Raw genomic sequence first — 24,039 nt, forward strand, 5'->3', positions numbered from 1 at the left:
TCGATAAACGGTAAAAAAGTGTCGGTAAACAAAATTCTGTTTCCTTTAACGGTTCTTTAAAAAAATTTTAATGAATTAATATTACCTTAAGTTTGTGTATACATTATTAAATGTTAAAATATAACTTCTAAAATTAGTTAGTTTAATATTTAACCGACATTATTAAAAATTAACTTATTCTTGATATAAAATAAAAAACCAAGCATTGAGCTTGGTTTTTTTATGTTTATTATTTCTTTATTAATATTTTGTATTCCCATGGTTCTAATGAGATTTCTTCTCCGCTTAACTGAACTTCTTCTCCCGACATATAATCAACAAAACTCCCTTCATATTGAATACTTTCTTTAATTGGTTGCTTTGATAGGTTTCCTATAAATACCACTTCTTTATTATCTTTTTTTCTTGAGAATATTAAAGCTTCTTTAGTTGTATCAAATAATTCATATGACGCTGCAACTTTTCCTCCATTTAAAGCTACATTAGTTGTTTTAAGCTCTCCTAACTTTTTTAATAAGCTCCACTCTTTTCCTTTTGTATGTGGAATAGAATCTTTTTCAAAAAACTTTAATCTGTGGTCTAATCCATATTCTTGACCTGAGTATATTAATGGCATTCCTGGAGCTACATAGGTTAATGCTGTAAAAAGTTCAGCAGCATCTCCCATTCTTTCTTTAATTGTACCATTCCAAGAGTTTTCGTCATGATTGGTTACAAAGTTCATTAGAATATCATCTTTTTCATACAAAGTATCTATTTGTACCATTCTTTTATTCCAATCTTTTACACTTTCTTCTCCTTTTGCAATATGATTCATTCTATGGTGTGTATCCCATCCATATCCCATATCAAACAAACCTTCTTTCATTAATTCTGGTTCCCAAGCTTCTGCTAACATAAAAATGTCTTTTTTAGCTCTTAATTGTGGAATTGCCTCTTGCCAAAAATCAGTAGGTACTGATCCTGCAACATCACAACGGAATCCATCTACTCCTTCTTTTGTAATCCAGTATTGCATGTCTTTTACCATCTCTTTACGTAACTCTTTGTTATCGTAATTTAAATCAGCTACATCTGCCCAACCTACTGGTGTTCCATCTTCATTTAAAGGATCTGTAATTTCTCCTTTATCATTTTTAGTATAAAATTCTGGATTTGTTTTCAACCATGTATGATCCCATCCTGTATGATTTGGCACCCAGTCTAATATAACATACATATTATTATCGTGTGCTGTTTTCACTAATTTTCTAAAGTCCTCTATAGTTCCAAACTCAGGATTTATCTTAGTAAAATCTGATACTGCATAATAACTTCCTAATGCTTTTGCTTGTTCTTTTGGATCGGTTAATTTGGATGCAAAATCTCCTCCTGTTGCCTTTCTTTTTGTTTGTGAAATTGGGAAAACTGGCATTAACCAAATAATTTTCACTCCTAATTCCTTTAACTGAGGAATGTCTTTTGTAAACTGCTCAAATGTCCCTTCTTTTGAATATTGACGAATATTTGCCTCGTATATAATAGCATTCTCCATCATTTCATTTGTAACTGGAGCTATTGAAACTTCTTTTGTTTCTTTTACCTCTTTTTTAGCTACTTCTTTTTTTTCTGTTTTACAAGCAAACAACATTGCTGCTACTAAAAAAATACTAATTGTTTTTTTCATTCTTTATTGTTTAATAATACTCATAGCTACACCCCCACCTGAAGCTAATTTTATGTTCATTTTAGTTTTATTGGTTACTTCTATTGTTTCTATTTCTAAATCTAATGGATTGTTGTTCCAATGCGCATTTTTACCATCTTTATAAATGGTTACTTTATAAGTTCCTTCTTCTAAAAAATTAAAATCTAATGGTATCTCTCTTGATTTTTCGTTTGTAATTGCTCCTAAAAACCAATTATTGGTATTTCTTTCCTCTCTTGCGATCGTTACATATTCTCCTACCTCTCCATTTAAAACTTTCGTTTGTTTCCAATCTACTCCTACCTCTTTTATAAATTGTAAGGCTTTTGGATTTGCTTCATAATGTTCTACTAAATCTGCCGCCATTTGTACTGGACTATAAATAACAACATATAAAGCCAATTGCTGTGCTAAAGTGGTATTTACCTGATTATCTTTTTTAAACTCATCAAACTTTATATTGAAAATCCCTGGTGTAAAATCTATTGGTCCTGCTAACATTCTTGTAAATACAACTATTGGTAAGTGCTCTGGTGGATTTCCACCATCAGAAGCCCAAGCGTTGAACTCTTGTCCTCTCAATCCTTCTCTCGATATTGTATTTGGATATGTTCTTCTTAATCCAGTAGCTTTAATTGGCTCATGTGCATTAATTGCTATTTGATATTTTGCCGCTTTCTCTACAGTATTATTGTAATGATTTACCATTTTTTGTCCATGATGATACTCTCCTTTTGGTAATATTTTACCTACATAACCTGTTTTTACTGCATGCATTCCGTACTTTTTCATTAATGCAAAAGCAGTATCTTGTTGCTTTGTATAAGTAGCTGTTGCTGCTGAAGTTTCATGGTGCATTATAATATCTACTCCTTTTTCTTTTCCATAACGAACTATTTCTTCAATATCATAATCTGGATATGGCGTTACAAAATCAAAAACTCCTTCTCTATCTTCAAATCCTATCCAATTTTCCCAACCTGTATTCCAACCTTCTACTAATACTCCTTTGATATTATTCTTTGCTGAAAAGTCAATAAATCTCTTCACATTTTCTGTCGTCGCTCCATGTCGTCCATGAGCTTTACCTGTATCTACCCATTTTCCATTTTCATCTTTAGTCATTCCGTAATCCCAAGACGATTTACCTAAATGCATTTCCCACCAAACTCCTGTATACTTCATTGGTTTAAACCAAGAAACATCTCCTAATTTATTTGGTTCATTTAAATTAACTATCAAATTAGATGCTATTAAATCTGGAGCATTATCTGTTATTTGAATTGTACGCCAAGGTGTATTAAACGGTAGTGTTCTTTTTACTTTATAATCATTGTTTTTTGAACCTACCAAAATACTCTTCAGCTTTAATTCTTTTTCATCTACTCCTAATGTCATCCCTGAGTAGTCTACTAATGCAGCCTCATGAAAACTTAAATGTAATCCGTTTTTACCAACCATAGTTACTGGTGTATTAACAGCATTATGTGGTATTTGCGTTTGTGCTAAATTTCCGTGGTTTGCTTTTGCTAATGCATCTATTTTCGACAATGGTGTTGTATTGTATAAATGCTCATAGCTATCCCAATCTCCTGGAATCCAAAAAGTTTTATAATCTTCCGTTAAATTAAATTCTGTATGTTCATCTGTTATTAAAACTTCTGATAATCCTTCTTGTTTTGGGAACTCGTATCTGAAGCCTATTCCATCATTATAAACTTTAAATACTACTGAGAACTTACGTTTTGAACCGTCTTCTTCTAAATCTACTTTTAATTCATTGTAATTATTTACAACTTCTTCTTGCTCTCCCCAAGGCATTTGCCAAGTTTCATTAAAAGTACTTGTTATTGTATTTAATACTTTTAAGTTTTCTTTTAATGCTTTTGCATTTTTAAACTCAAATCCTAAATACGATGTATCTATTACTATTTCGTTTTTTCTTTTAACGATATAGTATGAAGATTTACTCTTATCTAAACCAAACTCTACTTTTAATTGTGCATCTGGTGAAGTTATTTCTATATCTTTTTTACTCTTACTACATGAAAATAAGAGTGCTGTAACTGCTAATAAGGCTAGTTTTTTCATCTTTAATTTATCTTTTCTAATAAAACTACTGGCTGACTTCCTTTTACCGCTATTTTCCCTTCTTTTACTTCGTAAGTAAGATTTGAAAAAGTATCTTTCAGTTTATCTCCATCTTTAAATATTGGAGAAACCACAATCTCATTGGTTTCATTAACTAAGTTTAATCCAACCACGACTTTATCTGTATAATCTCCTTCTTTATAAACTCTAGAAAAAACATAAGGTTCTTTAGTTATCATCTGATGTTTTCCCGCTCCTACTGCCGGATGATTTTTACGAAACTGTCCTAACTTTTGCCAGTATTCTAATATTTTTTGCGTTTGTTTATTATTCGTTATTTCCTCCCAATTCATAAATGAACGTAACGTTGCATCTCCTTCTGTTCCTTCTATAACTAAAGAACGTGCTGACTCATCACCATAATAAACTTGTGATGTTCCTAATCCTAATAATAATCTATTTGCTGTTTCAAATGGCTTTTCTCTCTTTGGATCAAATGGCTGACCGTCATCATGTGAACTAACATAATTTAAAGTTCCATAACCTTTTAATTTTTTATTTAAAATACTATCGTACTTCACATTCGAGTCTTCATAACTCAATTGTTTTGCATTCCATTTAAATTCAAAATTGATTAAACTATTAAATGCTTTATCAAAATAGTTTACTTTTTTATCGCCAAAATCATAGTTCTTTTCTCCACTTATTCCATATCCATATACTTCTCCTACTAAATAAAATGGCGTTTTATCTAACACTTTCTCTGGGTGATCTTTTTTCCATTTTTCAAATGCATAATCACATTCTTTTTTAAATTCTTGCCATACATTTTCTTCTGTATGCTTTACTGTATCTACTCTATACCCATCTATTCCATATTCTGTAATATAGTCTGTTAACCATTTTATAATATAAAATCTTGGTGCTCTTGGGTAACCTGTTCTAGCAAAAAACTCATCTAATTCTTTTACTTCTTCTTCATATCTACCTTCTTGCTTCCATTTTTCTAGAAGTTGTGGTGGTAATTCTACATTTTCATTGCTCTCTGTTTTTATATCTGGTAAATTCTTAACTAATGTACATGTTACTGTATTTTTATAATTATTATATACACACTGTGGTTCTGTTCTTACCCATTCTGATGGCCATACTGGATCTTTTTCCGTTACTGGACCTGTATGATTTATTACAGCATCTAACAAAATTCTAATTCCGTTTTTATGTGCTATTTCTACTAACTCTTTTAAATCTTCTTTGGTTCCATAATTAGGGTCTATTTTTGTCCAATCTTTTGTCCAATATCCATGAAAACCATAAGTTACTCCTGTTCCTTCATCTGTTCCTCCATGTATTTGCTCAACTATTGGAGTCATCCAAATAGCATTGATTCCTAACTTGGTAAAGTAACCTTCTTTTATTTTTTGGGTAATTCCTTTGATGTCTCCTCCTTCAAAACCTCTTAACTTCCCTGGTTCTTTTGTTCTATCAAAATTAACGTCATTGGCTGTATCACCATTATTAAACCTATCGGTTAATAAAAAATATAAGTTTGCTCCATTCCATACAAAAGGTGTTTTTTGTTCTTTTTTTATTGGTTCCTGCACTTTTGTTTTACAAGCTACCATACTTACCACTAGAAGAATTACAATTGCTAGTTTCCTCATTTTTTAAAACTTTATTTTTATGTTTTTTGAAGTTGTTGTTTTCCAAGTAACTGGTATTCTTAAAACTTTTGTTTTAGCATTCCAGTCTATTTTTTCTTTCTTTTTCCCTACTTTAATTCTTGTAGGCTTAGCATCAATATTGTGAATTATTAAATTAATTTCTTTTTCAGAAATAGCATATTCTTTTCCTTTTTTTGAACTTAATTTAATCTCTAAACCTTTTTTGTTTGATTGACTTTCAAAAGTGATCAATTCAAATTTTCCTTTTTCAAAAGCTTTTACTGTTCTTCCATCATCATTATATAGCTCTCTTTTACTTTTTTCTACTGAGGGATCATGATAATAATGAACATTTATCTTATTCTGATTATACTCTTCTGTATTTTGAATTGTTTCTGTCATCGGAATAAAAGCTCCTGCTCTTACATAGGTAGGTATTGATGTTTCCTTTACCTGCACTTTTTGTGCCTTACCTCCTGTAATTTTTTCATCTGTATAAAAGTCAAACCAAACATTCTTTTTTGGAAAATACACCTCTTGCTCTCTAATTTTTGATTTCATGATTGGTGTTACTAAAAAATCATTCCCCCATAAATAGGTAGTTGATTTTCCTTGTAAAACTTTGTTTTCTTTTTCTTCAAAAAACAGTGGTCTCATTAATGGTTTTCCATATTGGTTATTTTCAAAAACTAAGTGATAGTTATAAGGCAATAACTGATATCTTAATTCTATCGATTTTTTTGCTAATGCTTTTGTTTTTGGTTCTCTAAATACTGGTTCACTGGCCACCTCTTCTTGGGCATGTGGTCTGTATATTGGCTGAAACACTCCATATTGTAACCACCTAGTATATAATTCGTCATTTAAATTTGCTCCTGCAAAACCTCCTAAATCTGAATGCATATACCCTAAACCTTGCATTCCCATTTGTAATGCTATTTCTGGCTGACTATGTAATCCTCCCCAAGTTCTATTTACATCTCCAGACCATGGCACCATTCCAAATCGTTGTGATCCTGAATACCCTGCTCTCATTAATATAAATGGTCTTTCATTTGGATATTCTTTTTGGTAACCCTCAAAGATTAATCGTGCCCAATCATGTCCGTAAATATTATGTACTTCATCTGCACTTCCTGTTGCATGTTGTACCCAAGTTGGATGTACTTCTGGTTCTCCTAAATCTCCCCAAAAACCTTGTATTCCTAATGATTTAATATCTTTATAAATATTCCAAAACCATTCTTTTCCTTGTTTACTGTAAATATCTACTATTCCTGTATTTCCAAAATAGAAATCGTAAGTAGCGGGATTTCCTATAGAATCTTTTGCTAATACATTATTGGCTACAGCATCTTTCCATTTTTTTGATGTTGACACTATAAATGGCTCAGTTATTAAAACTGTTTTAACTCCTTCTTTTTTAAAATCTGAAACCATCTTTTTCATGTCTGGGAAAGAGTCTTTATAAACCTCTAAATTCCCCATTGTTCCTTGAATATCTTTACCAAACCAATATAAATCAAGGATTACTGCATCTACAGGTATTTTTTCTGATTTAAATTTCGCTATGGTATTTTCTGTTTCTTTTTGTGAATGATATCCAAATCGACTTGAAAAATTTCCTAGCGCCCAACGTGGTAACATTGGTTGTTTCCCCGTTAAATCAGTATAATTATCTATTAAATTCAACCAAGAATCTCCTACAATTACCTGATAGGTTTTTCGTCCAGAAATAGTTTCATAAGTCAATGTATTATTTTTCTTACTATCTAAATCTAAATAACCAATTGGTGCATTATCAAAATGAATTGCATACAGATTTGAAGAGTATACTAATGGCATCGTATAGTTCATTAGTTTCGATTTCTCTTCATAACCATAATGCGCTCTATTGTACAAACGTAAACGATTCCCTCTTCTATTCATCCCTAAGGCTCTAGCTCCTCCTCCATATAAAACTTCGCTTGGTTGTAAGTTAAATTGTAGCGTTTCAAAATCGTCATTTCTTTGATAACCATTTTTCTCTGAAACTAACTCTTTTCCTTTGTACCAATACGAAATATTAAATGGTCTTTTTTGAATAACTACAGAAACATCTTTTGTACTGAACTCTATTTTTTCTTTACCTTCTTTAAACTTAACATTTTTATATACTGAATTAATAACCACTGCATGTGATGCTTTTTTAGCTTCTTTTTGATCTTTAGGAACAAAGGTTGTTTCTACTATTTGAGAATTTAAAAATTTAATCAAATACGAACCATCAGAAACCTTTATTTCTAATTCATCTTTTACAAATTGTACAGAATCGAATTTTCTTTCTTCTATTTCATTTTTAAATAGCCATAGAATAGTTTCTTCAAAATTAGTTTTCCATAATTCTTCATTATGCTTTCCTTCTGGAACAACCTTTACTTTTATATTTTCTGATGGAAAATTCTGTTCTTTAAGAACATCTACCATCAAATTCATATCTCTTACTGTCTTACTTATTTCATTAAAAGCTGTATTTCCACCTTCTTTTCCTCCTGCTAAAAAATACATTTTTGTATCTGATAGATTCCCTCGATTTTTTGAAAATCCTACAACTTCTGGAGCAAACCAAAAAGAAGGTGAATACACTCCTATTTTACCAAATACTTTTGGGTATTTTAATCCTGCATAGTGAGAAATTAATCCTCCCATAGAACTACCAATAATTCCTGTATTTGATTTATTCTTTAAAGTTCTGTACTTGCTATCTATATATGGTTTTAATATGTTTACAATAAATTCTAAGTAAGCCTCTCCTTCTCCTCCTCCATATCTATTATTCTTCCATGGCGAGTATTCATCTAATCGTTTAGAACCTCCATTGTCAATTCCTACAACTATAAGCTGTAAATTTTTATCCTCATACAATTTATTTAGCGCTTCGTCAACTTCCCATTCTCCTGAGAAAGAGGTTTGTTTATCAAAAAGATTTTGTCCATCGTGCATATACACTACTGGATAAGATTTTTTCGATTTTGTATAACCTGGTGGTAAATACAGTCGGATTGTTCTTTTTCTATTTAATTCTGGAATCTCAAATTCTTCTGATATAACTGTTACGTTTTTAGAAGCTGTTGAACTTTTCTCTGAACTTGTTAAATGAGACCAACCTGCTATTTTGATTTTTAAAGTATCATTTGCTTTATTGAACTTATATGATCTATTATCTATACTTGTTCCATCAGCTGCCGATTCTGCAGTTTTCCATGAACCTTGCGTAAACTTGAATAAAATATTTTTTGATTGATGTGGAAGTGTTATGCTATAAACTCCCTCTTTATTATCTAGTTGATATTCTTTTTTTCCTCCAGACCAACCTTCAAAATTTCCAGAAATAAATATTGGAGTATCTTTTGAAGTTCCACTTGGTAATTCATCAATTGTAATAGTTACCTGTGCTAATAAATTGTAACCTATAAATAAAAATAATATACTTAAAAGTTTTTTCACTTAGTTTTATTGTTTTGTAGTTAATAACAAGCTTCCTTTTTTATTTAAAAGAAGACTATCTTGCCATACAGTAGTTTTGTTTGTAATTATATTTTTAAACGTTTTTCCTTTAAGATTCATTTCTTTAAAGCGATTCAAGTCTAATACATAAGGCTTATCGTTCTTATTTAAAATCAACACTACTACTTCATCTTCATATTTTCTAAATAAGACATATACTCCTTCTTTTGGAGCAAAATGCACTGTTTTTCCTTCTTGAATTGCTTTACTCTTCTTACGATAAGTTAATAGTTTTGAAACAAAACTTTGCATTTCTATTTGCTCTTTAGACAAACCGTTTTTTGTAAATGCATTTATTTTATCGCCTTCCCAGCCTCCTGGAAAATCTGTTCGAATTAACCCATGATCTCCAGGTTTAGCAGTATCGTCCATTAAAATCTCAGTTCCGTAATATACTTGTAATATTCTTGGTAAAACTGAATAAGTAGCTAATGCCATTTTTGTATTTACAACATCCTCTTTAAGCTGCGTGTAAATTCTACTTTTATCATGGTTATCTGGAAAAATTAAAATGTCTTTTGGTGTTTTATAATGAAAGTCGTTGGCTAAACCTTCATATATTTTAACTAGTCCTTTATTCCATTTTTCTGGTTCATTTAATGCATCTACAACATTTTTTTGCATTGCAAAATCCATAGTAGACTTTAAATTTGATTGATAACCATCTCTATTCTTTTTTCCTTTCTGCCAGTATCCTATTAACAATGGATTATAACTCCACTCTTCTCCTACAATTGAAAAATTCGGATATTCATTCATAATAGCATTTACCCAATTTGCCATAAACTTTTTATCTGGATAAGGATAGGTGTCTTGTCGAATTCCTCCTAAACCTAAGGTTTCTATCCACCAAATTGAATTTTGGATAATATAGCTAGCCATAAAAGGATTTCGTTGGTTTAAATCTGGCATATCGGAAACAAACCAACCTTCAGTATTTTCTTTCGCATCTATTTCTGAAGCATATAAATCTTGATTTGTTGTTCTTTTATGATTTGAGTGCTTTACAGTTTTCCATGACCAATTTTCTTTATTTTTTTCATAGTGTGATTGATAATTAACCCAATTATCAAAAGGTAAGTCTTTCATCCACCAATGCTCTAATCCACAATGATTAGCTACCTGATCCATTATTAATTTCATTCCTCTTTTAGACAATTCTGATGATAATTTTTTATAATCATCTAAAGTTCCAAATCGAGGATCTACTTTATAATAATCGGTCATAGCATAACCATGATAAGAAGCATTCGGCATATCATTTATTAAAACTGGAGTTGGCCAAATAGCCGTAAAACCTAAGTTTTCTATATAATCTAAATGATTTATAATTCCTTCTAAATCTCCTCCATGTCGTTTATAATCATCATTTCTATCGACACCAGTTTCTTTAAGACTTTGAAAACTATCATTCTTTGAGTTTCCATTTGCAAAACGATCGGGAGTTATTAAGTAAATTGCATCTGAACTATTAAAACCGATATACTCATCTGCTGATTTTTTTCTTGGCTTTAATTCGTACGTATGTGTTTTTTTTGAGTTATCGTTTAAAGTAAAAACGATATCAAACTTTCCTGGTTTAGTGTTTTTATTAATCGTTAAATCGATGAATAAATAGTTGTTACTTTTTGCCTTATGAATCTTGTTTATAGTTATTCCTTTGTAAGAAATTGCAGGTTTTGAATTTCCTATATTTTCTTCTTTCACTAGTAACTGAAGTGTATCATTTGTAAAACCCACCCACCAGTTTGGAGGCTCTACACGTTCTAAAAAAGTATTTGAAACAGCTACCTGAGTTTCTTTTATTTCACCTTCTTTTTTTTCAGAGTTACATGAAATAAAAACTAATAAAATAATATATAAACCTATTTTTTTCATAAGAATAAAACCTCACAGAAATTCATCTGTGAGGGATTAATTTTGATTACACAGTAATCATACTATTAGGGGATATTTTTATGCTTTTTGATTCGAATAAAACTTCTAATTCTTCAGTTCCTTCTAATTCAAATTCAGTCTTTTCGTGATTTACAGATACTTTTAATATTTGATTTCTAAAGTTAACTTTAAAAGAGTATCCATCCCATTGCTTAGGAATCTTTGGTTCGAATGAAAGTTTATTTTCTTTAATTCTCATTCCTCCAAAACCTTCAACAATACTCATCCAAGTTCCCGCCATTGAAGTAATATGTAGTCCTTCTTCTACTTCTTTGTTATAGTCATCTAAATCTAAACGAGAAGTACGTAAATAGAATTCATATGCTTGATCCATTCTATCTAATTTAGCTGCTTGAATACTATGTACACAAGGCGACAATGAGCTTTCGTGAACTGTAAATGGTTCATAAAAATCGAAGTGTTTCTCTAATTGTTCTTTTGAAAAATGATCTTCAAAGAAATAGAAACCTTGTAATATATCTGCTTGCTTAATATATGGTGATCTTAATATTCGATCCCAACTCCATTTTTGGTTAATTGGTCTTTGCGACTTATCTAAATCTGCCACTGACACCAATTCTTTATCTAAAAATCCATCTTGTTGTAAGAATACGTCATGCTTTTCCGAATACGGGAAATACATATTTTCTGCTACTTTTTTCCAAGCTGCTAACTCTTCATTAGTTATTTGAGTTTTTTCTAAAATTCGCTCGTAATCTTTAGCATAGTCCTTAGCTACTTTAGCAATGCTTTCTAAAGCATATTCTATACACCATTTGGCAGTATAATTTGTATACCAGTTATTGTTTACATTGTTTTCGTACTCATTTGGACCTGTTACTCCAAGAATTACATACTTATCTTTTGCAGTTGAGAATGTAGCTCTTTGCTGCCAAAAACGCGCAATTCCAATAAGTACTTCTAATCCTTTTTCTGGTATATATGAATAATCTCCTGTATACCTGAAATAATTGTAAATAGCAAATGCTATAGCTCCATTTCTATGAATCTCTTCAAAAGTAATTTCCCACTCGTTATGACATTCTTCTCCATTCATTGTTACCATTGGGTACAATGCAGCTCCATTGGTAAATCCAAGTTTTTCTGCATTTTCTATGGCTCTATCTAAATGATGGTAACGATATTCTAACAAGTTTCTTGCTACTTTTTCATCTTTTGTAGCCATGTAAAATGGTATACAATATGCTTCGGTATCCCAATAAGTACTTCCACCATATTTTTCTCCTGTAAATCCTTTAGGTCCTATATTCAATAAAGGATCAGTACCTAAATAAGTTTGATTTAATTGAAAAATATTAAATCTAATTCCTTGTTGAGCTTTTACATCACCAGAGATCGTTATATCTGCAGTTTCCCAAATCTTTGCCCAAGAGTTTTTCTGTAGTTCTAGCAAGTCATTAAATCCTAATGACGTAGCTTTTATTAAAACTGATTTTGCAGCTAAAACTAACTCGCTTTTATCATGATTTCTATCAGCAGTGTATCCAGCAAACTTAAATATGGTATAACTTTCTTTCTCCTTAACCTCTGCTGTATAATTAAAAGAAACTTTCTTTTCAGATTTTACTACTTCTGGCTGAATACTTAGTTGTTTTCCATTCAATTCTAATTGAGACTCCATGAATGTACAAGTATGGAACTCAGTTTTCATTGTATGCGCCTCTATAAATGCTTGATTTCCTTCTGTTGATACATTTAGAGTGTTCCAGAATTTCGCATCCCAGTTTGTATCTTCATTAGTAATTCCACTATCTAAATATGGCTCAAAACTAATTGTGGCATTAGAATTTAATGGTGTTATTGTATACTTAATAGCACCTACTTCATCTAACTCTAAACTTAAAAAACGTTTTGCTTCTACAGAAATCTCTATTCCATTTTGTAAAGTCGCTTTGAAGGTTCTTGATAACCAACCTTCCTTCATATTCAACTCTCTTCTGAATTCTGTAATTTTTGAACAGGTATTTAAATCTACTTGTTCGTCATTTACTTTTACGTTAATTCCTATCCAGTTTGGAGCATTTAAAACTTTTGCAAAATACTCTGGATAACCATTCTTCCACCATCCAACTCTTGTTTTATCTGGGTAATAAACCCCTGCGATATAACTTCCTTGAAAAGTGTCTCCTGTATATGTTTCTTCAAAATTGGCGCGTTGCCCCATAGCCCCATTTCCAATACTGAAAAGGCTTTCTGATGATTTTACACGTTCTGCATTAAATCCCTCTTCTATAATACTCCATTCGTTGGATTTGATATAATCTTGATTCATTTTAAATCATTCTATTTTTTAAAACTCTACTTAAGTTTTGTTTTCTATTTCTCTATTAACTCTTTTAAAAAGACGATGCTTATCTCAGTAAAATCACTAAAAACATAATCTGCTTCTTTTAAAACATCTTTATCTCCAATACCTATTGATATCATGTTTGCATTGTTAGCAGCTTGAACTCCCGCTAAAGAATCTTCAAAAACAATACAGTTTTGCGGAATCATTTCTAACGATTTCGCAGCATTTAAAAATACTTCTGGATCTGGTTTTGCTTTTGATACATCATTACCATCAACAATAGCATTGAAATCTGAAATTAAATTCACCTTTTTTAAAATTTGTCTAGCATTTTTACTTGCTGACCCCAGCGATATTGGCTGGTCTTCTTTTTTTAAGTAATTCAATACTTTAGGAACATCTGGCAAAATCTCACTTTCATCCATCTTGGCTATATAACTCAAATAATCATTATTTTTTTTTGCCATGAGTTCCATAAATTCGTCTTCTGGAATTGTTTTATTTCCCCAAGACAATATTTTTTCTAAAGATCTTACTCTACTTACTCCTTTTAATTGTTCGTTTTGAGTTTCGGTAAAATCTATTCCTATATCATTTGCTAATTTTTTCCAAGCTAGAAAATGATATTTTGCGGTGTCAACAATAACACCGTCTAAATCGAAAATAAATCCTTTCTTCATTTTTATTCTTCTACTGTTTGGTAAGTAATTGCTTTAGGGTTTGTTATTAAGAAGTTTGCTAAACCAGCTAATAGTAAACTTACCCCAGCTACTGTCATTGCATTAATAGCTTCTTCGCCTAATAAACCAGAAATAAAATTAACTCCTCCTAAAGCAGCAACAATCTGAGGTATTACAATAAACATATTGAATATCCCCATAATTACTCCCATCTTTTTAGGATCAACGGAACTTGACAACATTGCATATGGCATTGACAAGATACTTCCCCAAGAAAACCCTATTAAAACAAACGAGATTGTTAAATATTCTGGCGATGGTATAAACTTCATCATTAAGAAACCTAATCCCCCAAGGATTAAAGAAACCATGTGAACATACTTTCTATTAATTCTTCTTTTTGATGTATATAACACTAATAATAATGCAAAAGCCATTGATGATAATCCATATGTCCCCATATATGACCCCACCAAGTTTGATGATTTTTGAAATGCTGTATTTGCTACATTAAATGCTTCTGCTTGTGCTGCTACAGCCATATCATAATTCGTTTCAATTGGTGCGGGCGTTTTAAATACGTGCTCTGTAAGTGCAGGGTTAGCCATACTCCACATAGTAAAAAAAGCAAACCAACTAAAAAATTGTATTACACCTAACCTCTTCATCGTTGAAGGCATACTTCCAACATTATTTAAAATATCTGGAATAAATTGATTCTTCTTAGCTTTTTCTTTTTCAAAAGCTTCCATATCCTCTGGAGGATACTCTGAAGTAGTAAAAACTGTGTAAAGAATACTTACTAAGAAAACAAAAGCTCCAATTGCAAAGGCTACTTTTACCGACATTGGCACCACTCCTGAAGCAGCAGAATCACTTACTCCAAATTGTGAAACCATCCACGGTAAATTACTTGCTACCCAAGTTCCAATACCTATAATTAATGTTTGTACAACAAACCCATAAGAACGCTGAGATTCTGGCAACTTATCTGCCACTAAAGCTCTAAATGGCTCCATAGATACATTAATTGAAGCATCTAAAATCCATAAGAAACCAGCAGCAATCCATAAAGCTGGAGAATGCGGCACTAAAAATAATGCTAGGGAACTTAAAATAGCTCCTATTAAAAAATAAGGACGCCTTCTTCCCCATTTCATACTCCAAGTTCTATCACTTAGATATCCAATAATTGGTTGAACTAATAGTCCTGTTAATGGAGCGGCAATCCAAAGCATAGGAATGTCATCCTTAGCAGCACCAAGAGTTTGAAATATTCGAGACATAAAGCCTCCTTGTAAGGCAAAACCGAACTGAATCCCTAAGAAACCGAAACTCATGTTCCAAATTTCCCAGAAACTTAATTTACGCTTTTTCATTATCGTAATTAATTAGTTTATACTACGATAAGCGCTATGACTTATCTATTTATTTGTGGAATAAAAATTATTGATAAGTCTTTTTGTCGTGATAAAGATATAACTTAGATTGTTAACTATGAAAAAAAGTTACTATTACGATTTCGTAGATTCTCTAATCTTCAAGTTGCTGGAAATCACTTTTGTTTGAAACCTTTTTTTATCATCTCCATTTTCTATCCTATCTATTAACATTTCCGCTGCTTGTTTCCCCATTGTAAATCCATGTTGAACTACTGTAGTAATAGATGGTGATGAATATTCTGATATTAAACCATCTGTAAATCCGACTATTGAAATATCTTCAGGAACTCTCAAACCTTTTTCTTTTGCTATTCGTATAGCGATAGCTGCATAAATTTCGTTTACAGCAAATACAGCATCTACCTCATACTTAAACAATTCTTTAATTTGAGTATAAATATCATTCTCTTCATCTACTTCAACAATTAAATCCCTATCAATAACTTCTCCTTGTTCCTTTAGTGCTTTTTCATAACCTTGCTCTCTATGCAAACCTACCGTTACATGCTCAGGAGTAGTTATAATTGCTATTTTTTTACAACCTAAATCTAATAAATGTTTAGTTGCTTTATATCCTGCCCCTATATCATCAACTATTACTTTATCACAATTTATAGACGCGTGCGTTCTATCAAACAATACTAAAGGAACTTCATTTTCTGTTAATCTTTTAAAATGTGAAAAGGTATTATTTTCTAGCGTTTCTTTCGCTATTGAGACTAATAAACCATCAACACTTCCATTAGTTAAAACATCTATGGTTTCTGCTTCTTTCTTCTCATTATTATTAGAAAAGCAAACCATGATATTATACCCTCTTTTATTCGCCTCGTCTTCAATACCTTTAATCACTGTTGAAAAGAAGTGATGTACAATTTTGGGTAATATAATACCAATAACTTTTGTTTTCTGATTTCTTAATTGTAATGCTAAATTATTAGGTCTATAGTTATAGTAATCGGCATATGCTTTTATACGATCTTTCGTCTCTTTACTAATTTCATAACTGTCTCTCAAAGCTTTAGAAACTGTTGAAACTGATACACCTAACTCTTTTGCTATTATCTTTATGGTAATTTTTGGCTTCATATTTTACAAAACTGATAAATTTTTCGGTTAATATTATCGATATGTTAAGTTAAAGTAAAAAAGTTATTAACACGAAAACGTTTTCGCAGCATTAATAGTACTTAGAAAGACATTTTAATGACTACCTTCACGGAGTGGAATTTAAATTATTGATTGCTTATTAATCAAATTTACAGTTATTATTTAATAATTTATACATGAAAAATTTAAAATTATTGTTCAGTGGAATTCTACTACTTTCCTCTATAACAATGTTTGCCCAACAAACTGTTACAGGTAAAGTTACAGAAAAAGACACGGGTGAACCTTTACCCGGTGTAAGTATTATCATAAAGGGGACAATTAAAGGTATTGAAACCGACTTTGATGGTAATTATAGTATTCAAAATGTTAAACCTACAGATGTTCTAATCTATTCATTTATAGGTTTAAAAACAAAAGAAGTTTTAGTAGGTGATCAAACCTTAATCAATGTTTCGTTAGAAAACGACAACCAAAACTTAGATGAAGTTGTTGTAGTTGGTTACGGTACCACTACTGTAAAAGATGCTACAGGTTCTGTAGAAGCTATTACAGCAAAAGACTTTACAAAAGGTAATGTTGTAACTCCAGAAAATTTATTAAGCGGACGTGTTTCTGGTGTAGAAATTAAAACAAGTGGTGCGCCAGGTTCTGGTTCTCAAATTACCATTCGTGGAGGTTCTTCTATTTCAGCTTCTAATGCTCCTTTAATAGTAATTGATGGTTTACCTATTGAAGAAAATAGCGTAGCTGGTTCTCGTGGTGTTTTAGCGAATATAAACCCAAATGATATTGAATCATTCTCTGTATTAAAAGATGCTTCTGCTACTGCTATTTATGGTTCTCGTGCCTCTAATGGTGTAATCATTATTACAACTAAAAAAGGTAAGAGAGATTTCACTTTAGATTTAGATTATCAATTTACTTATGGTGAAATTAGAGATAGAATTAATGTTTTTTCTGCTGATGCATTTAGAAACTTAATTCAACAAAGAAGACCTCAAGATGCTAGTTTATTGGGTAATGCTAATACTAATTGGCAAAACGAAATTTTTAGAACTACAGGTTCTTCTTTAACCAACCTAACAGCTAAAGGTCAAATCTTTGGAGCTATCCCTACAAGGTTATCTCTAGGTTTCGCTAGTCAGGAAGGTAACATACTAACTTCTAATTTTGATAGAAAAACTATATCGTTATCGATGAATCCTTCTTTATTAGATGATCACTTAAAAATTAACTTAAATTACAACAGAAACTTCGAGGATAGTAGATTTGGTGATGCTGGTCAAATTGGAGCCGCATTGCGTTACGATCCTACACAACCAGTATATGATGCTAGTTCTCCTTTTGGTGGTTTTTACCAACACAGAAACGGAAACTTAGTTTTAAACGGTACTCAAAACCCTGTTGCTGCATTATTATTAGCTAATAGTAGAGGTAAAGTATTTAGACACTTTGGAAACTTAAACCTTGATTATAAACTTCACTTTTTTCCTGATTTAAGAGCAGTTATTAATGTTGGTTTTGATAAAGCTGAAGGGCAAACAACATATACAAACCCATATGATATTGGAAATGCCGATGAAACATTACGTTTTGCTGGTATTAACTCTTCAGGGTACTCTGAAAGAAGTAACCAATTATTAGATGGTTATTTAAATTATACTAAAGAATTAGAAAAGGTAAACTTAGACGTTACAGCAGGTTATTCTTATCAAAAATTCAAAAACTTTGGTGGTGACTCTGGAAACACATCAAACCCTGATTCTTTTGCCACTACTTTTGCTGACCCTAATGTTGTAAACATTGGTTTCTTTGGTAGGGTGAAAGTTGACTTTTTAGATAAATATTTACTTACTTTAAACTATCGTAGAGATGGAACTTCACGTTTTAGTAATGATAATCGATGGGGAGACTTTGGGGGTGCTGCTTTAGCTTGGAAAGTAAGTGAAGAAAACTTCTTAAAAAATTCAAAAATATTATCTAACTTAAAATTAAGAGTTAGTTATGGTTTAACAGGACAACAAAACTTACCAGGAGTAAATGATGTTTATTTAAATAGATATCGTTTCGGAAACCAGAATTCTCAATTCCAATTTGGAAATAATGTTATCAAAGCAACAATTCCATCAGTTATAAACCCTAACTTAAAATGGGAAGAAACAGCTACATTAGAATTTGGTATTGATTATGGGTTATTTAATAATAGATTTGACGGTTCCTTAAACTATTTTAATAAAAAGTCAACGGATTTATTATTTAGAACTAATTTACCTGATGGTACCAACTTTAGTAATCGAGTTGTACAAAATGTTGGAGATTTAGACATTAAAGGTATCGAATTTACTCTTAATGGTGATATTTTAAAAACTGAAGATATTAATTGGAATTTTACTTCTAATGTTACATATCTTGATAGAAAAATTACTGCTTTAGCTAATAATAGTGATATTAGAACTGGAGGTACTGCTGGTGGAACGGGAAATACTATCCAACTTTTAAGAGAAGGATTTGCTCCAAATTCTTTTTACGTGTTTAAACAACTATATAACAATGCTGGAAAACCTATTGAAGGAGCTTACGCTGACCTAAATGGTGATGGAATTATAAATGATAACGATCGTTATTTAAAAGAAAGTCCAGATGCTGATTTACTTTTAGGTTTCCAATCTAATTTTAACTATAAGAATTTTGATTTATCTTTTAACTTAAGGGCTAGCATTGGTAATTATGTTTATAATAACGTAAATTCAGCAAGGGCTCAATATGCATTTTTACAAGATAATGCAGTACTAGGTAATATACCTACTTCAGTTTTAGCAACTGATTTTGTAAATACTTCAGATGTTTTAAACTCTGATATTTTCATAGAAAATGCATCCTTCTTAAGAATGGATAATATAACTATTGGTTATACATTTGATAGACCTATTAAAAAGTTTTCTAAAAATAGTATTCGTATTTGGGCTGGAATGCAAAATGTATTTACCATTACAAACTATAGTGGTTTAGACCCTGAAGTATTTGGAGGAATTGATAATACTATTTATCCAAGACCTAGAAACTTCCTTATCGGTACTAATATTAAATTTTAATACTAAAAAAATGAAAAAATATATTCAATCAATAAAGTTCATAGCTTTCTTAGTAAGTATAGCTTTGGTTGTTTCTTCGTGTACTAAAGATTTAAATATTACACCACAAGACGATCAAACTGTATTAGGTGAAGAATTATTTAAAAACGAAAGTGCCTATAAAGAAGTTTTAGCAGGTATTTATGCTAACTTATCTTTAACTGGTGTAGATGGTGCTGGAAGTTCTAATGTAGAAGGTTTAGATGCAGGTACAAGTCAATATGGTCGTGTATTAGTATACTTACAAACTTTATCTGCCGATCAAATGATTTGGTCATACGAAAACGATCCTGGTACAAGAGAAATTCAACGTAACATATGGACAGCTCAAAACCCTTTATTCCTTGGTTTCTTTGGTAGAGCTACCCTTTCTGTTTCTTTTGCTAATGGTTTTTTAAGAGAAACTACGGATGCTAAATTAGATTCTAGAAATGTTTCAACTGCGACAAGAGCAGAGATTAAAACTTTTCGTGCTGAGGCTAGATTATTAAGAGCACTATCTTACTATCATTTAATGGATTTATTTGGAAAGGCTCCAATGGTAGTTGAAACTGACCCTGTTGTTAATTTTAATCCACCACAAGCAGATAGAACTACTCTTTTTACTTTTATAGAAAGTGAATTAAATGCTATTGAAGCTGATTTAATGGACCCAATGGCAAACGAATATGGGCGTGCTGACAAAGGTGTCGCATGGATGATATTAGCTAAAATGTACTTAAATGCAGAAGTATATATTGCTCAAAATAAATATACTGAATGTTTAACAAACCTTAATAAATTAATTAATGGTGGTTATACCTTAGCTCCTAATTACCTAAACAATTTCATGGCAGATAACAATACTAATCCTGCAAGAAATGAAATTATTTTCCCTTTAATTTCTGATGGAATTACAACTCAAAACTTTGGTCCAACAACTGTTATGGTTAATGGAGAAGTTGGTAGTATTGAAGCAAACGGAGTTTCGTTAGGTGTTGGTGCCGGCGGATGGGGAGGTGCTTTAAGAGTAAGAAAGCAATTTGCCGACTTATTTAACAGTGGTGTTTTTAATAACGATACAAGAAACACATTAATTACAGCACAAAGAGATGTAAATATTAATGATATATCAGATCAAGATCAAGGATATATTATTGCTAAATATTCTAACCGTACTTCAACTGGGGTTCAAGGTAGTAATCAAACGTTTGTAGATACCGATTTCCCATTATTTAGACTTGCAGATGTATATTTAATGTATGCAGAAGCGGTATTAAGAGGTGGTAATGGAGGTACAAATACAGATGCTGTTAACTATGTTAATCAGTTAAGAACACGTGCAAACAACCCACAAACAATTACCGCTGCTGAATTAACTTTAGATTTTATTTTAGACGAAAGAGCTCGTGAATTACATTGGGAAGCTCACAGAAGACAAGATTTAATTCGTTTTGGAAAATTTACAGGAGGAAACTATAATTGGGCATGGAAAGGAAATGCTAGTAATGGTATTTCTATCCCTAACCACATGAATGTGTATCCTATTCCTAGCAGTAGTTTAGCTTCAAATCCTAACTTAACTCAAAATACTGGATACTAATATTTGAAAACATTAATTATGAAAAATAAATTTTTAAAACTAACAAGTTTAGTCATTGCATTAGTTACACTTAGTGTATTTAATGCTTGTGATGATACTTCAGATATATTTACAGTATCCGATGGAACTGCATCAGTTTTAGCCGATGTTAGTATAAATAAAATCACATTAGATCCTGTTAACACTACTACTCCAGCGTTAACTTTGAATTGGACTAATGCCAATTATGGACAACAAACAGCTATTAATTATGCCATACAATTCTCTAGTGATGAAGCTTTTACATCTCCTGTAACTGCTACAACATTAACGGGGAAAAACGATGTAACTTTTTCTATGGCTGAATTAAATTCTGCTGCAGGAAATGCAGGTTTAAATCCTTTTGAGTGGAATACTATATATGTAAGAGTCGTTTCTTCACTAGGAACTCAAAATGGAAATCCTATAAATTCTAACACTATTAATTTAATGGTTTATCCATACTTTAACTATGTGTTTAAAGATTATTATTTAGTAGGAAATGCAACTGCTGCAGATTGGAATAACAATAATAATAATCCAGCACTATTCCGTAACCCTAACGATGAAAACGAATACACTTATACAGCTTATTTTGGAGCAGGTGAATTTAAGATTCTTGAAACAAAAGGTTTATGGCAACCTCAATGGGGTACAAACGATGGTGTATTAGCAGGTGGAGAATATTCTGGAACAATTGAAGTAAATCCAGGCGGAGGTACCGATCCAGGTACATTCCCTGCTAATAACAATGGTATAACAGCTGGTTTTTATACGTTTACAATCAACTTTGCTAGCAAGAAATATTCTTTTAAATCATATGATGCATCAGGAGTAACTAGCCCTGCTTCATTAGCTTTACAAGGTTCTGCTGTAACAGCCTCTACTCCATTAACTGCATTAACTTTTGATGGACATATTTGGAATGTTAGCAACGTTCATTTAACTCCTGGTAATTTAAAATTTGTAACTGGAGCTGGAGCTTCTTGGGGAAGTAATACTTCATTTTCAGGAACTGCCACTAATGGAGGAGCAGATATTCCTGTAGTGGTTGAAGATGATTACGATGTTTGGTTTAATGATTTAACAGGAGAATACATCCTTGTTCCATTAAACTTATAAAAAATAGATTTTAACATAATCACAATAAAAATGAAATATTTACATAAATTAAGTCTGATATTAATAGCTTTTACGCTAATATTCAGCTCTTGTGATACAGAAGAAAGTTTAAATATTGTTACTCCAGAAGCTAAATTTGTATTAAACACTCCTGGAATTTCAAATGTGTTTTTAAACTTTTCTTTACCTGACAACCCTGCCTTTACTATTACTTGGATTGATGAAGTTACAGGAAGTTCAGAATACATGGTAGAAATGGCTTTAGAAGATACTTTTGCTAGTCCTGTACTTTTAGGAACTACAGACAAAAATAGTTTTTCAATGACAGTATCTGAATTCAATACTGTTTTAAGCAACGCAAATATTAAATCATTTACAGAAACTGGTGTTTATATCAGATTAAAAGCAGGAAGTGAAACCTCTAATACTATTTTATTACAAGTATCTAAATTTGCTGTAAAAGTTCCTGTAATAACTAGTCCTGATAATTCTTTTACTAAAGTATTATCTGATGCGGACCCTAGTTTAACTGCATTAACAATTAACTGGGACGACCCAGAAGCAGCTGATAATAGTAGTGTTAAAATTACTTATGAAGTAGAAATGGCACTTGGAGGAACTAATTTTGCTACCGTTAGCAATATTGGATCAACAGAAAATAAATCTTTTGAAATTTCTCATGAAGCTTTAAATGATGCTGTAATTGCTGCTGGTGGAGTTGCTAATACTGCTGCTAATTTTGATTTCAGAATAAAAGCAGTTGCTAAAACAGCTTCAGGAGATTTATCTAGAACATCTGAAATGATTACTATTTCATTAACTCCATATAAAGGTGCTGTACCAGATAACTTATTTATGGTAGGTTCCCACAATGGATGGAATAATGCTGATGCTACTCAAAAGTTTTATAATGATGGAAACGGTGTATTTTCAAGAGTACAAATGTTCAATGCAAATGATGAGTTTAAAATGCTACCAACTTCAGGATCTTGGGATGGAGACTGGGGAGAAGACCCAACTAATGCTGGTAAAATAGTACAAGATGGTGAACAAAACATTAAAGTTACTGATGCAGGAAACTATATCGTTATTATCGATTTTAACACATTAAGTTTTAAGCTTTCTAAAATAGATAACTTATACATGGTTGGAGCTCATAATGGATGGAATAATGCAGATGCTACACAGCAATTCAACACTTCAGGAAATGGAGTATTCACAAGAATCCAAACTTTTTCTGCAGGTGATGAATTTAAAATGTTACCAACTTCAGGGTCTTGGGATGGTGATTGGGGAGAAAACAAAAATTCTTCAGGAAAAATCATCCAAGACGATGAACAAAATATAAAAGTTGCTGATGCTGGTACTTATATGGTAACTGTAGATTTCAATGACTTATCATATTCATTAGTAACTGTTCCTGCCGCATTACATTTAGTAGGATCTATTAATGGATGGGATAACACTACTGCTGCTCCATTTACAAAAGTTTCAGAAGGAGTTTTTGAAATTAATCAAGTATTAACTGCTACTGATGAATTTAAATTTTTACCAATGCAAGGATCTTGGAATAACGATTGGGGTGAAAGCTCTAAATATCCAGGAATGATTGTTAGAGATGGTGAAAGCAATGTTAAATCACCAGGAAATGGTACATATAAAATTACTGTAGATTTTAACAAAGGTACAGTAACTGTTGAATAATTTTTTGAAA

Annotated in this window: 13 protein-coding genes; 4 read left to right on the forward strand and 9 right to left on the reverse strand. The window is 31.5% G+C overall.

Features of this window, described 5'->3' with window-relative positions; translation table 11 throughout:
• Nucleotides 1-229: 229 nt before the first annotated feature.
• The 9 genes from F7018_RS08190 to F7018_RS08230 form a co-directional block, all read right to left on the reverse strand.
• A complete protein-coding gene (locus F7018_RS08190; RefSeq protein WP_150899559.1) occupies nucleotides 230-1,666 on the reverse strand; it encodes an alpha-amylase family glycosyl hydrolase in 1,437 nt (478 codons plus the stop codon).
• A 3-nt stretch (nucleotides 1,667-1,669) separates the two neighbouring features.
• Nucleotides 1,670-3,778: a glycoside hydrolase family 97 protein gene (locus F7018_RS08195; RefSeq protein WP_150899560.1), complete on the reverse strand. Its 2,109-nt coding sequence runs from the start codon at nucleotides 3,776-3,778 to the stop codon at nucleotides 1,670-1,672.
• Nucleotides 3,779-3,780: 2 nt separating this feature from the next.
• Complete coding sequence (locus tag F7018_RS08200; protein WP_150899561.1) at nucleotides 3,781-5,442, reverse strand: alpha-amylase family glycosyl hydrolase; 1,662 nt, start codon at nucleotides 5,440-5,442, stop codon at nucleotides 3,781-3,783.
• A gap of 3 nt (nucleotides 5,443-5,445) precedes the next feature.
• A complete protein-coding gene (locus F7018_RS08205; RefSeq protein WP_246175098.1) occupies nucleotides 5,446-8,928 on the reverse strand; it encodes a TIM-barrel domain-containing protein in 3,483 nt (1,160 codons plus the stop codon).
• A 6-nt stretch (nucleotides 8,929-8,934) separates the two neighbouring features.
• Entirely contained in the window at nucleotides 8,935-10,866 is a 1,932-nt protein-coding gene (locus F7018_RS08210) for a glycoside hydrolase family 13 protein (protein WP_150899562.1), read from the reverse strand.
• Nucleotides 10,867-10,912: 46 nt separating this feature from the next.
• Nucleotides 10,913-13,219, reverse strand: coding sequence for a glycoside hydrolase family 65 protein (locus F7018_RS08215; RefSeq protein ID WP_150899563.1), 2,307 nt, complete (start codon nucleotides 13,217-13,219; stop codon nucleotides 10,913-10,915).
• 44 nt (nucleotides 13,220-13,263) lie between these two features.
• Nucleotides 13,264-13,917 carry a beta-phosphoglucomutase gene (pgmB, locus tag F7018_RS08220; protein WP_150899564.1) on the reverse strand — a complete coding sequence of 218 codons (654 nt, stop codon included), beginning with the start codon at nucleotides 13,915-13,917 and terminating at the stop codon, nucleotides 13,264-13,266.
• Between the two features lie 2 nt (nucleotides 13,918-13,919).
• Nucleotides 13,920-15,296 carry an MFS transporter gene (locus F7018_RS08225; protein WP_150899565.1) on the reverse strand — a complete coding sequence of 459 codons (1,377 nt, stop codon included), beginning with the start codon at nucleotides 15,294-15,296 and terminating at the stop codon, nucleotides 13,920-13,922.
• A gap of 135 nt (nucleotides 15,297-15,431) precedes the next feature.
• A complete protein-coding gene (locus F7018_RS08230) occupies nucleotides 15,432-16,448 on the reverse strand; it encodes a LacI family DNA-binding transcriptional regulator (RefSeq protein ID WP_150899566.1) in 1,017 nt (338 codons plus the stop codon).
• A gap of 197 nt (nucleotides 16,449-16,645) precedes the next feature.
• On the opposite strand from F7018_RS08230, the gene F7018_RS08235 reads away from it, so the two are divergent.
• Genes F7018_RS08235 through F7018_RS08250 form a run of 4 tightly spaced genes read left to right on the forward strand, consistent with a single transcriptional unit; the run spans nucleotide 16,646 to nucleotide 24,029 of the window.
• Nucleotides 16,646-19,564, forward strand: a complete 2,919-nt coding sequence (locus tag F7018_RS08235; protein WP_150899567.1) for a SusC/RagA family TonB-linked outer membrane protein — start codon at nucleotides 16,646-16,648, stop codon at nucleotides 19,562-19,564.
• Between the two features lie 10 nt (nucleotides 19,565-19,574).
• Nucleotides 19,575-21,185, forward strand: a complete 1,611-nt coding sequence (locus F7018_RS08240; RefSeq protein WP_150899568.1) for a RagB/SusD family nutrient uptake outer membrane protein — start codon at nucleotides 19,575-19,577, stop codon at nucleotides 21,183-21,185.
• An 18-nt stretch (nucleotides 21,186-21,203) separates the two neighbouring features.
• Nucleotides 21,204-22,325, forward strand: coding sequence for a SusE domain-containing protein (locus F7018_RS08245; RefSeq protein ID WP_246175100.1), 1,122 nt, complete (start codon nucleotides 21,204-21,206; stop codon nucleotides 22,323-22,325).
• Between the two features lie 30 nt (nucleotides 22,326-22,355).
• Nucleotides 22,356-24,029, forward strand: a complete 1,674-nt coding sequence (locus F7018_RS08250; protein WP_150899569.1) for a SusE domain-containing protein — start codon at nucleotides 22,356-22,358, stop codon at nucleotides 24,027-24,029.
• The last annotated feature ends 10 nt before the right edge of the window (nucleotides 24,030-24,039 follow it).

It is taken from the genome of Tenacibaculum aiptasiae (assembly GCF_008806755.1).
Taxonomy (GTDB): domain Bacteria; phylum Bacteroidota; class Bacteroidia; order Flavobacteriales; family Flavobacteriaceae; genus Polaribacter; species Polaribacter aiptasiae.

Excerpts from the sequence above, each read along its gene's own strand:
- F7018_RS08200 (WP_150899561.1), bottom strand. The coding sequence starts at position 5,442 with ATGAGGAAACTAGCAATTGTAATTCTTCTAGTGGTAAGTATGGTAGCT.
- F7018_RS08190 (WP_150899559.1), bottom strand. The coding sequence starts at position 1,666 with ATGAAAAAAACAATTAGTATTTTTTTAGTAGCAGCAATGTTGTTTGCT.
- F7018_RS08235 (WP_150899567.1), top strand. The coding sequence starts at position 16,646 with ATGAAAAATTTAAAATTATTGTTCAGTGGAATTCTACTACTTTCCTCT.
- F7018_RS08250 (WP_150899569.1), top strand. The coding sequence starts at position 22,356 with ATGAAATATTTACATAAATTAAGTCTGATATTAATAGCTTTTACGCTA.
- F7018_RS08195 (WP_150899560.1), bottom strand. The coding sequence starts at position 3,778 with ATGAAAAAACTAGCCTTATTAGCAGTTACAGCACTCTTATTTTCATGT.
- F7018_RS08215 (WP_150899563.1), bottom strand. The coding sequence starts at position 13,219 with ATGAATCAAGATTATATCAAATCCAACGAATGGAGTATTATAGAAGAG.
- F7018_RS08230 (WP_150899566.1), bottom strand. The coding sequence starts at position 16,448 with ATGAAGCCAAAAATTACCATAAAGATAATAGCAAAAGAGTTAGGTGTA.
- F7018_RS08245 (WP_246175100.1), top strand. The coding sequence starts at position 21,204 with ATGAAAAATAAATTTTTAAAACTAACAAGTTTAGTCATTGCATTAGTT.
- F7018_RS08240 (WP_150899568.1), top strand. The coding sequence starts at position 19,575 with ATGAAAAAATATATTCAATCAATAAAGTTCATAGCTTTCTTAGTAAGT.
- F7018_RS08225 (WP_150899565.1), bottom strand. The coding sequence starts at position 15,296 with ATGAAAAAGCGTAAATTAAGTTTCTGGGAAATTTGGAACATGAGTTTC.
- F7018_RS08210 (WP_150899562.1), bottom strand. The coding sequence starts at position 10,866 with ATGAAAAAAATAGGTTTATATATTATTTTATTAGTTTTTATTTCATGT.
- pgmB (WP_150899564.1), bottom strand. The coding sequence starts at position 13,917 with ATGAAGAAAGGATTTATTTTCGATTTAGACGGTGTTATTGTTGACACC.